The sequence below is a fragment of the Sphingobacterium sp. MYb388 genome (assembly GCF_037479535.1).
GTDB lineage: Bacteria > Bacteroidota > Bacteroidia > Sphingobacteriales > Sphingobacteriaceae > Sphingobacterium > Sphingobacterium anhuiense.
Genome location: NZ_JBBGYV010000002.1, coordinates 391,342 through 404,686, shown reverse-complemented (window position 1 = coordinate 404,686; position 13,345 = coordinate 391,342). Strand labels below are relative to the sequence as shown.

The 13,345-nt window shown below is 38.0% G+C and carries 10 protein-coding genes; 3 read left to right on the top strand and 7 right to left on the bottom strand.

The annotated features are described in order from the left end of the window. Positions 1–53: 53 nt before the first annotated feature. Genes WH188_RS07710 through WH188_RS07700 form a run of 3 tightly spaced genes read right to left on the bottom strand, consistent with a single transcriptional unit; the run spans position 54 to position 3,618 of the window. Entirely contained in the window at positions 54–1,289 is a 1,236-nt protein-coding gene (locus WH188_RS07710; RefSeq protein ID WP_260292304.1) for a Glu/Leu/Phe/Val dehydrogenase dimerization domain-containing protein, read from the bottom strand. A gap of 18 nt (positions 1,290–1,307) precedes the next feature. After that, positions 1,308–2,435, bottom strand: coding sequence for a 4-hydroxyphenylpyruvate dioxygenase (gene hppD / locus WH188_RS07705; protein WP_132845091.1), 1,128 nt, complete (start codon positions 2,433–2,435; stop codon positions 1,308–1,310). 25 nt (positions 2,436–2,460) lie between these two features. After that, on the bottom strand, positions 2,461–3,618 hold the full coding sequence (locus WH188_RS07700; RefSeq protein ID WP_339423695.1) for a homogentisate 1,2-dioxygenase: 1,158 nt from the start codon (positions 3,616–3,618) through the stop codon (positions 2,461–2,463). A gap of 385 nt (positions 3,619–4,003) precedes the next feature. Between WH188_RS07700 and WH188_RS07695 the strand changes: the two genes are divergently transcribed. Both WH188_RS07695 and WH188_RS07690 read left to right on the top strand, forming a co-directional pair. After that, on the top strand, positions 4,004–4,978 hold the full coding sequence (locus WH188_RS07695) for a fumarylacetoacetate hydrolase family protein (RefSeq protein ID WP_339423694.1): 975 nt from the start codon (positions 4,004–4,006) through the stop codon (positions 4,976–4,978). 31 nt (positions 4,979–5,009) lie between these two features. After that, entirely contained in the window at positions 5,010–5,915 is a 906-nt protein-coding gene (locus WH188_RS07690; RefSeq protein WP_339423693.1) for a flavin reductase family protein, read from the top strand. Positions 5,916–6,059: 144 nt separating this feature from the next. On the opposite strand, the gene WH188_RS07685 is transcribed toward WH188_RS07690, so the two are convergent. Continuing rightward, complete coding sequence (locus WH188_RS07685) at positions 6,060–7,829, bottom strand: aromatic amino acid hydroxylase (protein WP_339423692.1); 1,770 nt, start codon at positions 7,827–7,829, stop codon at positions 6,060–6,062. Positions 7,830–8,120: 291 nt separating this feature from the next. Further along, a complete protein-coding gene (locus tag WH188_RS07680) occupies positions 8,121–8,657 on the bottom strand; it encodes a GNAT family N-acetyltransferase (RefSeq protein WP_339423691.1) in 537 nt (178 codons plus the stop codon). Positions 8,658–9,195: 538 nt separating this feature from the next. On the opposite strand from WH188_RS07680, the gene WH188_RS07675 reads away from it, so the two are divergent. Continuing rightward, positions 9,196–10,194 carry a beta-ketoacyl-ACP synthase III gene (locus tag WH188_RS07675; RefSeq protein WP_132770764.1) on the top strand — a complete coding sequence of 333 codons (999 nt, stop codon included), beginning with the start codon at positions 9,196–9,198 and terminating at the stop codon, positions 10,192–10,194. 94 nt (positions 10,195–10,288) lie between these two features. Here the strand turns inward: WH188_RS07675 and WH188_RS07670 are convergent, their stop codons facing one another. Together WH188_RS07670 and xylA are read right to left on the bottom strand one after the other, a co-directional pair. Then, positions 10,289–11,971, bottom strand: coding sequence for a sodium/sugar symporter (locus tag WH188_RS07670; RefSeq protein WP_339423690.1), 1,683 nt, complete (start codon positions 11,969–11,971; stop codon positions 10,289–10,291). A 38-nt stretch (positions 11,972–12,009) separates the two neighbouring features. Continuing rightward, positions 12,010–13,338, bottom strand: coding sequence for a xylose isomerase (xylA, locus tag WH188_RS07665; protein WP_339423689.1), 1,329 nt, complete (start codon positions 13,336–13,338; stop codon positions 12,010–12,012). Positions 13,339–13,345: the final 7 nt, after the last annotated feature.

Here is a 13,345-nt window from a genome sequence, read left to right as displayed (position 1 = left end):
AAAAGCATTTGCTGAACGGCAAATGCTTTTTCCATTATATGTTGACATCTCGATTACACCAATTGTTTTAGTGCAATTTCATATGCTTTTGAAGACAGATGTATTTTGGATTCTGATATTGCTCTAATCCGATCTATAGCTTGCCCGATAACACGAGATACATCCGAAAATAACGCATCATCAGAAATTTCTACATTGGGTTGCATCAGATAGGCAAACACCCGAGCCATACCACAATTTGCTATAAAATCTGGAATGACAGAGACTTGAGAATCGGCATATTCCATGACCGGTCCATAAAATATTTCCCGATCTGAAAAGGGAACATTCGCTCCAGAAGCAATCAACTCCAATCCGTGTGTGACTAATTCGCTTACCTGTTCTTTTGAAACCAAACGAGAAGCAGCTGCCGGAATAAAAATAGATGCACCCATACGCCAGATCTGGCTATTGACTTCTTCAAAAGATAACAAATCTGGGCTTGCTAGTTCATTTCCTTTACGATTTAAAAATAGTGCAGTGATCTCGTCTTCTGTAAAGCCCAACGGATTTATTAAACCTCCTGCCCGGTCAATAATGCCTACAATCTTAACCCCTAATTTGCTTAAATAAAATGCAGCCGCCGCGGCTACATTCCCCCATCCCTGTATAATTGCACTTTTACCAATACAATCGGTATCGTAACATCTGTAAAAGTGTTTAACAGCTTCTGCCACACCATAACCAGTAATCATGTCAGCAATTTTGTATTTGCGCTTCATATCCGGACTGTACTGCGGGTCTTCCAAAACTTTAGAAACACCGTACCGCAACTGCCCTATCTGATGAATTCGTTCATTTTCACGCACATTAAAATGTCCATTCAATACCCCCTCTTGCGGGTGCCAAAGACCATACTGTTCTGTCAAAGGAATAACATCATGAATTTCATCGACATTCAGATCACCGCCTGTACCATAGTAATTTTTAAGTAACGGAGTGACCACCTTAAACCATCTATCCAGTACTCCTTTTTTTCGTGGATCGGAAGGATCAAAGTTAATTCCAGATTTAGCCCCACCGATTGGAGGTCCAGAAACTGTAAATTTAACCTCCATGGTTTTAGCCAATGATTCAACTTCATTTTTATCTAACCCCTTTCTCATGCGTGTCCCTCCTCCTGCGGCACCTCCACGCAAAGAATTGATAACGACCCAGCCTTCAGCCTCTGTTTCCGTATCTTTCCATTCAAATACAATCTCAGGTCTTTTACGCTCAAACGCCTGCAGCAGATCTTTCATGTTTTCCATATTCTCGCTAATCTATGATTATAAATTTCCTCGCTTTGCCTGTTCACGTTCTATTGCTTCAAACAAAGCTTTAAAATTTCCAGCACCAAAACTCTGAGCACCTTTACGTTGTATGATTTCAAAAAACAAAGTTGGTCGATCTTCTACTGGCTTAGTAAAAATCTGTAAGAGATAACCTTCATCATCACGATCAACAAGTATTCCGAGGTCTTGAATAATTTTTATTTCTTCATCAATTTGACCGACACGATCGGGTAACATATCATAATACGCTTCTGGTGGCGCTCCTAAGAATTCAACACCTCGCGCTTTCAGCTCTTTTACTGTTTTGACAATATCTTTCGTCGCTAATGCGGCATGCTGTACTCCTTCACCTTCATAAAACTCCAGATACTCTTCAATCTGCGATTTCTTTTGTCCCTCTGCAGGCTCATTAATCGGAAATTTCACATATCCATTGCCATTACTCATCACTTTGCTCATCAATGCAGAATATTCGGTATTGATCTGCTTATCATCAAAAGAAAGTACATTAACGAAGCCCATAACCTGCTGATACCACTCGACCGTTTCATTCATCTTGTTCCAACCGACATTCCCCACACAATGGTCAATATATAGCAAGCCTACTTCTTCTGGCTGATAATCACTTTCCCAGACTTGATAACCTGGTAAAAATACACCGTTATAATTTTTACGTTCTACAAACAGATGAACCGTTTCTCCGTAAGTATATATACCTGAGGTAACTGCCTCTCCATATTCATCAGATAATACCTGTGGCTCCTGATACACTTGAGCACCTCGCTTAGTTGTTTCTTCAAAAGCTTTTGTAGCATCATCTACCCAGAGGGCAAGAATCTTAACGCCATCACCATGCTTTTTAACATGTTCTGAAATGAGGTGGTCTGATCGTAATGCGGTAGTCAACACCAGACGAATCTTACCTTGTCTTAAAACATAGGATGCACGGTCCCGTACCCCCGTTTCTGGACCTGCATATGCTTCGGACTGAAATCCAAAAGCCGTCTTGTAAAAATGTGCGGCCTGCTTCGCATTGCCCACATAAAATTCAATATAGTCAGTACCGTTAATGGGCAAAAAATCTTGCGCCAAAGCTATTTTTTCAGCAAAAGTCTGTTTCATTTTAGATTTCTTTTATAATTTATTATTAACTCAACCAGGATTTAAAATATTCTTGATCTTCAATTTCCAAAGCTTCTTCTGTCAGCATTAATGGTCTAAAAGGGTCGATCATAACCGCTAATTCATCGGTCTGTTTCTGACCGATACTTTTCTCCACTGTTCCAGGATGCGGACCGTGAGGAATTCCTCCAGGATGTAGCGTAATTTGACCACGCTCTACACTTTTACGGCTCATAAAATCGCCATCTACATAATATAGAACCTCGTCGGAATCCACATTGCTGTGGCTATAAGGAGCTGGAATCGAGTCCGGATGATAATCATATAGACGTGGACAGAAACTGCAAATAACAAAACTGTCGGTTTCAAAGGTCTGATGTACCGGTGGCGGTTGATGCAATTTCCCCGTAATAGGCATAAAATCATGGATTGAAAACGCCCAAGGATAGTGATAACCATCCCAGCCAATGAAATCAAAAGGATGACTACCATATATATACGGATATATTAATCCCTGTTTTTTAATTTTCACTTCAAAGTCACCTAATGAATCATTAGTCTCTAATTGTGACGGTTTTCTAATATCCCGTTCATAAAATGGTGCATGTTCCATCAATTGGCCAAATTCATTTCGATAACGCTTTGGTGTATGGATCGGCGAAAAGGATTCGATAATAAATAATCGATTTTCAGATTGATCAAAATGAATCTGATAAATCACACCGCGAGGAATAACAATATAGTCACCATATGAAAATGGAATCTGACCATAACCTGTTTTAACGACACCTGATCCCTGATGAATAAAAATAATTTCATCTGCTTGACTATTTTTATAAAAATAATCCGTCATAGATTGTCTAGGAGCTGCTAAGGATATATGCAAATCATCATTGACCAGAACCGGTACCCGACTTTCCAGATAATCGTCTTTCGACTTTATAGCAAATCCTTTTAGACTCGTGTGTTTCAAATGCTTTCGCCGTGCTATTTTAGGAGACACATCATAGGGTTCTCCAATCTGTTTAACTAATGTTGGCGGATGACAGTGATAAACCAACGAATATGTGCTTGAGAATCCGTGTGTAGAAACCAGTTCTTCGGAATACAAAGCACCATTAGGTTTCCGAAATACGGTATGCCTTTTAGAAGGAACTTTCCCCAATTGATGATAAATTGGCATAAGTAAATAAGTTTTAAAAAGTGAAATGATATATATAGTGAAGCATGGATCAAACGAATGAAACAAGCACAGATAAATAAGAAAAGAGGAAAAATTTAATACTGCGCAAACACCACAGCAGCGATCAAGGCCTTCAAGAAAGCACTCATTCCGAAAATGACTCTTACATATGTGAGTCTGCTGGTGTTCATAATTGGATTTTTGTTTATATCAAATATAATATTTTAATTTTTAATAATTCATAAAAAACAAAGAAAGTTAACCCCGAACTTCCTATATTTAACCAAATTACATCAAACACGGTGTACAAAAATTCTTTTTTAACGTTGAAAACGTACATATAAATAAAAGAGAAAACCGATTTCAATACTATATTCATGACATTATGAAACTTGTTACCTGTATTCTGGAAGATAGTGAACACCTTGCTTTTTTAATTGGTACATCTATATATCCTTGTGGGAATGTTGATTCTAAATTTCCAGATTCTATGGATAAATATCTCCATGCAGCTTTAAGTATCAAAGCCGCCATGAAGGATGCCTATCAAAAGCTTTTTAGTTCAAAAAATGAAGAAACACACCATACACTTGCTAACACAATTTTAGAAGCTCCCATACCCCGTCCAGGTTCTTTACGCGATGCTTATGCATTTCGTCAGCATGTAGCAACCTCCCGTAGAAACCGTGGTTTAGAGATGATTCCTGAATTTGATCAATTTCCTGTCTTCTATTTTTCAAACCACCGTGCTATCTACGGTCCAGGCGCTGTTTCCTGCATGCCCAAACATTTAGACAAACTTGATTTTGAATTGGAAGTTGCTATTGTTATTGATAAACAGGGTAAAAATATACCTGCATCAGAAGCGGACTCTTATATTGGTGGCTTCATGATCATGAATGATATCAGTGCCCGAACATTACAGATGGAAGAAATGAAACTTAACTTGGGGCCTGCTAAAGGAAAAGATTTTGCGACGGTGATAGGCCCCTGTCTAGTTACAGCAGATGAATTGGAAAAATATCGTGTTGATCCGCCCATGGGCCATATTGGCGTCTGTTATGATCTTGAAATGACCTGCTCAGTTAATGGAAAATTAGTATCCAAAGGAAACCTGCGCGATATGAACTGGACGTTTGCTGAAATCATAGAACGTGTATCCTATGGTGTTGAAGTATTTCCAGGAGATGTCATCGGCTCAGGTACTGTTGGTACTGGTTGTTTTCTGGAGCTTAATGGGACTGCGAAGCTGCATGATCCATCTCATAAAGAACAATGGTTACAGATCGGCGATCAAATCGTAATGGAAGTTACCGGTTTAGGTCGATTACAAAATCACATCATCGTCGCAAATAATTAAGAACACTAAAATTAAATAAGCTACTCAACATATGACTACAGAAAAAACAACAGTAATAGATCCAGTTGAACAACAAGCAATATTTGATAATCTTATCAAATATGCGGTAGCTCCGCGTCCTATCTGTTTTGCAAGTACAATTGATGCGGCAGGAAATGTCAACCTGAGCCCTTTTAGCTATTTTAATTTTATGTCTCAGCAACCCCCTATCTGTGTTTTTTCACCATTGCGACGAATGCGCGACGGTTCTACTAAACATACCTTGGACAACATGCTAGAAGTACCAGAGGTTGTTATTAATATTGTGAATTATTCCATGGTGCAGCAACAGTCTCTCGCAAGCACCGAATATGGAAAGGGAATTAATGAATTTGATAAATCAGGTTTTACAGCTATTGCTTCAGATCTGATCAACCCTCCACGTGTGGCAGAATCACCAGTTCAATTGGAATGTAAAGTTCATGAAATTATCAATCTCGGTGATGGTCCGGGAGCAGGAAATCTCGTTATTGCAGAAATAGTCCGGATGCATATTCATGAAAACTTACTAAATGATAAAAATGAAGTCTCACAGGAATCACTTGATCTCGTTGCCCGTTTAGGCGGGAATTGGTACAGTCGCGTAACAAAAGAATCACTCTTCGAAGTCCCAAAGCCACTCCGCAATTTAGGTATAGGAGTTGACGCACTTCCCGAACATATCCGTTATTCGGATATTCTTACGGGAAATCAATTGGGTCGATTGGCAAATATAGAGCAATTACCTGTATTGAATGACGAGAAGACTTTATTAGTAAATCATGAAATTATAGCAATCTGGGAACAATCTCACGAAGATCTTGCCCTAAGACGTAAGCTGCTCCAGATGCATGCCGCAAAACTGTTAGACCAAGGTGAATTAATTTCAGCTTGGCAAATTCTTTTATTAGGAGTCTAATATTAAAATACGGTTTAAAATACATACTGCCATGAGATATCAAACCAATAGCTCATGGCAGTTCTTTATTACTTAGCAGTCCTGAAAAGATTTATTAGTATCCCTGGATACATTTTTAAATCTCGTTCTAATCGTAGATATGCATTACTTAGGTCCTAAAAGCAATGCTATTTGGTCGTTTTTAGCTAAGTTAATGCCATCCAAAATCAATTTACTCCAATGTTGATGATCTTGAATAATTTCCAGCAATCGATTTTCAATTTGAGTTGCTAACAAATGATCTCCATCATGAATAGCCAATTCCAGTGTTTCAATATAAGCAAGCCAATCTTCGGGATAGTTATGTGTTATATTCTGATAAATCTCACTAAGTGAAACATCCGGTTCTTGACCTGTTCTTCGGTCACGAATAACTTTATAAAGCTTATTTTTTGATTTTTCGACCTCGTTTTGCTGATGCACGATTGTTTTAGTTTCCGACACAAAGGCTCCTTGCTCATAAGCTTCTTTATCTGCTGCTCCACAAAAAACCGATACAATCTGTTTCCCTACAGCCATGTCATAAGTTCCCCATTCTGGATCAAATAGAATCTGACAGGATCTACTATCGACAACCTGACATGGAGAAAAGGTAATCAATTGATTTTTTTTATCCCGCTGTTCTATAGACTGAACAACTCCTCTTACCTCAATTCCAGAAGTAAAGATAAGTGTGGTGTGCTGCCCTATTTCAATGCCATATTCTTTTAGATCAGCAGTATCAAAATCTTCCAGTGCTTTGACTGCTCCTAACAGATACCCAACAGGAGACCCAAATCCATCAGCGTGATACGTCTTTCCATGACCAGAAAGCTGTCTATCTGCATAAGCTAATGCCGTTGGACCAACAGTCTTGATATATTCTATTTCACTCCCAGCAATACCTGTCTGAAAAAGTCCAGAGACCTGCAATCCGGAGCTATACACAATCGTACATAGGTTCTTACAAGCAATAGCCTTTTCCAAACCAACTTTTCCCCCTATCCGAAATGACATGGTATTGGCAAATTGATCTAAAACCTCTCGCAACTGATTAAAATCTTCCGTAACAAACAATTGAGGTTGTGGCTTCGTAATATCGTATGTATATGCTAATGCTTTTAATGAATAAGGTAATTTTGGGACTTCTTTACGCATACAGGACGCACTTTCTCCAATTGATGACAAAAGCCCTGCCCCATAAATTTTGGGATCATCTACTGTTCCAATTAGTCCATACTCAACCGTCCACCAATGCAATCTACTCAATAATGCCATTTCGGAAGGTTCACCCATATTTTCTTGTATCGCAATAAGCTTTGCTTCTGCACTTGACAGCTGCTCTTCGGTTGCACTACTACTTTCTTTAAGGATAGAAAGGTTTCGAATTGCCTCGTACAGTTCAAAATCTTTCTCTGAAAACATTGCCTTTGTACCAATCTCCCCAAAATATTGCAAATATGCCGCATACTCAGGCTCTCCAATGATCGGAGCATGTCCAGATGATTCATGAATAATATCTGGTGCAGGAGTATATTCAATATGTTCAATCTGACGTATATCTGCTGCTACCACGAGTACCCGATAAGCTTGAAACTCCATAAAAGCTGCAGGAGGAATAAAACCGTCCACTGTAGCCGCTCCCCAACCCATATGTTTAAGACTGTCGTTCATCGTTTGCAGATTTGGGATTTCTTCAATCGTTAATCCTGCTTTATGAAGTCCTGGAATATAGGGATAATATGCAATATTACGAAGATATGCATAGTTCTGTCGCATGATATAGCGCCACACAGCCTGATCAATTGCCGTATAACGATCATATTGTTGCGGTACAATAAAACGTTTCAGATGTTGGGGTAAGCGATTTAATACTGGGTTGCCGTAAGTTTCCATTTATAATTGAGCTATAAACAAATTTAACTTATTTTCTTGAAGATAAACGATAGCATATGAAACAGTTAGGTGTAGAAAAACCTATTTACACAAGCAAAAATGACAAGATTAGCAATGAAATCTTGTTCTTTTTACAATCTTCTTTGCACTAAGTTGAAATCATCTAACTAAAAGTCCGAGTTAACTCAAATTTTCGCAAAAATTAATGATTCTAATATCTCCTAAACATATGCGCTTGCCCGTGTGCAGCATGCTATATTTTAAAATGCAAAAAGCTCATATTAGATCCCATCATACTTTGTAATAGTCATCTTTTCTAATAGCATACAGAACGTTGATACGGTTAGGTTCACCATGATAAGCCACTTCTTCCAAAGCTATTTTTTGTGCCCCTAATCTCTCCATTGCTTTTTTTGATCTTTCATTATTATTCCCAACATGAAAATATACAGTATCCACATGATCAAATATATAGTCGAGCATCATTTTTTTTACTTGAGGATTTACACCCGTGCCCCATGTCTTTGGACCATAAAAAGTGTAACCGATGAAAATACTGTTATCATCGGAACTATAATTGTAAAAACGTGTACTTCCTAAAATTTCATCGGACAGTTTATCCTGGATTAGGTAGGCACCTTTGCTGATTACCGCACCTTCAAAGAAATTTTCAAACACAGGTCTTTTATACCGATCTTTATTAGGGTGTTGCTCCCATACTTTAGGATCATTAGCGACAGCGAAAAGCCTTTCGAAGTCATTATCCTGTAGTGGAACTAGTCTGATCTTATTATTTTCGAGTGGTGCTTGAATAGAAAATGGAATCATTGCATATATATTTTAATAATAGAAATTCAATTGAGTAAGCTTTGTCTCTATAAAAAATGAGCTCCCGAACAACAAATTAAGAAAACCATTCGTTAATTCAACAGGGATCTATGAAATATTTCTGGAAATTTATTATTTTCGTTTTTTTTCCGGCAGGTTATGGTTAAATAATAAAAGAAGTGCTAATAGTTTAAATAACGAACTGTTTTTTAACGTGTTTTAATTGCATTACAATAATTTCACATATTTTGTCAACAGCAACTTTATCAAAATTATATTCTAAACAATAAAACTAAAACGGTATCATAACTAGACCGTTTTGCAAAACGGTTCAAAAAAAGTGATTCATGGTAATCATTTTGTCACAATCTTAATATTTTTCATAGTGTTGTAGAAATTATCCTATTTTTACACCTCCTTTACAACTCTTTTTGGAATAAGGGAAAAAGACAAAATAAATAAACATACTCATTAGAGATAATAAAATTAAACTAAATACCAAAAGGCGGATCATACTTGAATATGATAACCATAATATATGAATACAACTCTCCCGAATAAACTTTACGCTGCAATTACCGCAATCGGAGGTTATATCCCTCAAAATAAACGAACAAATTCTGACTTAGAAAAATTATGTGATACGAATGATGAGTGGATCATCAAAAGAACTGGTATCAAAGAACGCCGCATCTTAGAAGAAGAATTGGCGACTTCTGACATGGCCGTTCGTGCAATTCAGGATCTCGTAGCAAAGTATGGAAAAGATTTAGCTGAAGTAGATGCAATTTTAGTAGCAACTTCAACTCCTGACATGCCCATGCCTGCGACTGCGAACATCATCGCTGAAAAACTAGGTCTTACAAATGTTTGGGCTTTTGATATAAACGCTGCTTGTTCTGGTTTTCTATATGCGTTGGATATGGGTGCTTCACTTGTTGAGACAGGACGATACAAAAATGTACTTATCGTAGGAGCCGATAATATCAGCACTTATGTCGATATTCATGACCGTTCAACCAACATCCTATTCGGAGATGGTGCTGGAGTTGTATTATTGCAACCTTCGACAGAAGGAGGTGTTATGGACGCATACTTGAGAAGTAACGGAGATGGTCGCGCTTTCCTAAATATTGAAGCTGGTGGAACTCAATATCCAATAAGCTTATCGGATAATGATACACAAAAAAGATACTTACGTCAAGACGGTAAAACCGTATTTAAACAAGCGGTACAATCAATGAGTGATGCCTGCACGCAGGTCATGCAGCGCAACAACTTAACCGTTGAGGATATCAACTGGGTGGTACCACATCAAGCAAACCAACGTATTATCGATGCTGTAGGTCGCTCATTAAATATTCCTGAAGGCCGTACCTTAAGTAATATTGAGTACCTTGGGAATACAATCGCAGCGACAATTCCATTATGTATCTGGGAAAATGTAAAACAGATGAAGACTGGAGATCTTGTTATGTTAACAGCTTTTGGGGCTGGTTTCTCTTGGGGCGCAAGCTTATTCCGTTGGATGATATAATAAACTCACATTAGTAAGAAATGATATATAAAATAGGTCCGCTAACTGTAGCAGACCTATTTTTTTGTTTTATTTTTAATATTTATAGTTAACTCTACCAATAAATCATATATAGCGCAGTCGTTAACAGAATGATCAACAATGCACCAATGACGAAACCTGTATGTGGCTTGAACATTGTTCGGTCCACTTCCAATCCTTTTGATACAACACCATTTCGCTGATCGATTAAACTAATGATCAACATACCCATAATACAGATGACAAATACAAAACCCATGCGGTCTAAAAATGGAATTTCGTACAGTCCTGACGCTTTATTTAAAACAGAAAAACCAGTCGAACTTAAAAACGACAGATCTGCTATATGCGGTAAAAATTTAAATAGAACAGATAAAAGAAAACCACCTATTGTAGCAAATAGCGCCGCATTTGAAGTTGTTTTCTTCCAGAAAAATCCCAAAATGAACATCGCAAAAATACCCGGAGAAACAAATCCCGTATATTCTTGAATATATTGAAAGCCACCTTTACTATCTATCCCTAAATGAGGTGCTATGATCACCGCAAGTACCATCGAAAATATAATGGTTATTTTACCGACATTGACCAATTGCTTTTCACTTGCTTTTTTATTGAATACCTTCTGGTAAATGTCCAATGAAAAGATAGTTGCAATACTATTCGATTTACCAGCTAATGAAGCAACTACTGCTGCAGTCAAAGCGGCAAATGATAGACCTTTTAAGCCCGAAGGAAGCAAGTTTAATAATACTGGATATGCACGATCTGGATTTACCTCACCATTCTGAAGCATTTCAGGTTGAAATAACCCATCCTTCCATAACACATACGCAGCTATTCCCGGTAAAACAACAATAATCGGCATCAAAAGCTTGAGGAATGCTGCAAACAAAATTCCGTTTCTAGCCGTTTTAAGATCTGCACCTAAAGCTCGTTGCGTAATGTATTGATTACAGCCCCAATAATTCAGGTTTACTATCCACATCCCCCCAATAAGAACAGTAAGCCCTGGTAAATCCAAATAATTCTCATTATCCTGATGTAGGATCATATGAAAATGATCCGTGGCTTTAGTAGCCATAATCTGATATCCTTCTAGCACCCCTTCTCCACCGTAATTTTCTGCCACTAATTTCAGCGCCAAATACGTGGTTGCCAGACCTCCTAGAATCAAGAAAAAAACCTGAATCACATCTGTAAACCCAATAACCCGCATTCCTCCTAATGTAATAATAACAGCAAAGCAAGCGATAGCATACATACACACCTCTAAATCGAAACCCGAAATGCTACTAACTGCGAGTGCTCCCAAATACAAAATTGAGGTTAGATTGACTACTACGTACAACATCAACCAAAATACAGCCATAATCATAGCAACGGTGCCGTTGTAGCGTTGATGCAAAAATTGAGGCATGGTAAATATCTTATTTTTAAGATATACCGGAATAAAAAACACCGCAACAATAATCAATGTCACAGCTGCCATCCATTCATAAGTAGCAATAGCAAGACCCATCTTAAAGCCCGAGCCACTCATACCGATAAACTGTTCGGCAGAGATGTTAGATGCAATCAAAGAAGCGCCGATGGCCCACCAAGTTAGTGAGCCTTCTGCTAAAAAATAATCTTTAGAATCGGTACCATTGAGTTTGGTCTTCTTTTGCCGATAGACCCAAATACCGTACCCCGATACGATGATAAAGTAGATGAAAAAAACCAAATAATCTTTGGTCGCCAAGATATTATTCATACAATTAGAAGTAGGTTTATAATAAAATGAATAATATCTTAAATATAACGGTTGATCAAATTCTCCATAAACTCCTGTTGACCACTGATCAACTTAGGTTCTCCCTCATTGATAGCATGAGCACGAAGATCTTCAAGAGACAGTTTACCTTGCTCAAAATCTGCTCCAGCACCTGTATCAAAACTGCTATAACGCTCTTTTCTCAATTCTCTATAAGGGGAATTTTGAAGTAAATTATCTGCAGTAACCAATGCGCGTGCAAAATTGTCCATACCACCAATATGTGCATAGAATAAATCCAAAGGATCTGTAGAATTACGTCTCACTTTAGCATCAAAATTGACACCTCCACCTTGTAAGCCTCCTGCTTCAAGAATAATCATCAGTGATTCTGTCAATTCGGTTAAGTCCGTTGGAAATTGATCGGTATCCCATCCATTCTGATAATCACCACGGTTTGCATCAATTGATCCCAATAAACCAGCATCGGCAGCTACCTGTAATTCATGCTGGAAGGTATGACCTGCTAATGTTGCATGATTAACTTCAAGATTAAGTTTAAAATCATCCATTAGATCAAATTCACGAAGAAATCCAATCACTGTTGCGGCATCATAGTCATATTGGTGTTTTGTAGGTTCACATGGCTTTGGTTCGATGAAAAATGTACCTTTAAACCCATTATTACGTGCATAATCCTTTGACATATGTAGAAATTCCGCTAAATGCTCTTTCTCTCTTTTCATATTTGTATTAAGCAGGGACATATACCCTTCACGACCACCCCAGAATACATAATTCTCACCGCCCAATGCAATCGTTGCATCAATTGCCGCTTTAACCTGAGCACCTGCATGGGCCAAAACATGAAAATCAGGATTGGTAGAAGCACCATTCATGTAGCGATGGTGACTGAATAAATTCGCTGTCCCCCAAAGCAATTTCACACCGCTCTGTTGCTGTTTCTCTTTTGCATAAGCAACGATCTCATCGAGATGGCGTTCATTTTCATGAATATCATCGGTATAATCCACTAAATCAACATCATGAAAACAGTAATATGGCAACTGCATTTTCGTCATAAATTCAAAAGCAGCATCCATTTTATCTTTTGCACGCTCCATGATTGTTGCTTTCTTATCCCATGGAAAAAAATGCGTTTGACCACCAAATGGATCTGCCCCATTACCATTAAAAGAATGCCAATAGGCACAGGCAAATTTAAAATGCTCTGCCATGGTTCTACCTGCTATAACACGTGTTGGATCATACCAGCGGAAAGCCAACGGATTGTCTGAATTTACACCCTCAAATTGAACTTGTTCTACATGTTTAAAGAACACATGATTTCCTGTCAAAATTTTCATCTTATCT

Coding starts and splice junctions, on each gene's coding strand:
- WH188_RS07700 (WP_339423695.1), bottom strand. CDS start 3,618: ATGCCAATTTATCATCAATTGGGGAAAGTTCCTTCTAAAAGGCATACC.
- WH188_RS07710 (WP_260292304.1), bottom strand. CDS start 1,289: ATGGAAAACATGAAAGATCTGCTGCAGGCGTTTGAGCGTAAAAGACCT.
- hppD (WP_132845091.1), bottom strand. CDS start 2,435: ATGAAACAGACTTTTGCTGAAAAAATAGCTTTGGCGCAAGATTTTTTG.
- WH188_RS07675 (WP_132770764.1), top strand. CDS start 9,196: ATGAATACAACTCTCCCGAATAAACTTTACGCTGCAATTACCGCAATC.
- WH188_RS07690 (WP_339423693.1), top strand. CDS start 5,010: ATGACTACAGAAAAAACAACAGTAATAGATCCAGTTGAACAACAAGCA.
- WH188_RS07685 (WP_339423692.1), bottom strand. CDS start 7,829: ATGGAAACTTACGGCAACCCAGTATTAAATCGCTTACCCCAACATCTG.
- xylA (WP_339423689.1), bottom strand. CDS start 13,338: ATGAAAATTTTGACAGGAAATCATGTGTTCTTTAAACATGTAGAACAA.
- WH188_RS07680 (WP_339423691.1), bottom strand. CDS start 8,657: ATGATTCCATTTTCTATTCAAGCACCACTCGAAAATAATAAGATCAGA.
- WH188_RS07695 (WP_339423694.1), top strand. CDS start 4,004: ATGAAACTTGTTACCTGTATTCTGGAAGATAGTGAACACCTTGCTTTT.
- WH188_RS07670 (WP_339423690.1), bottom strand. CDS start 11,971: ATGAATAATATCTTGGCGACCAAAGATTATTTGGTTTTTTTCATCTAC.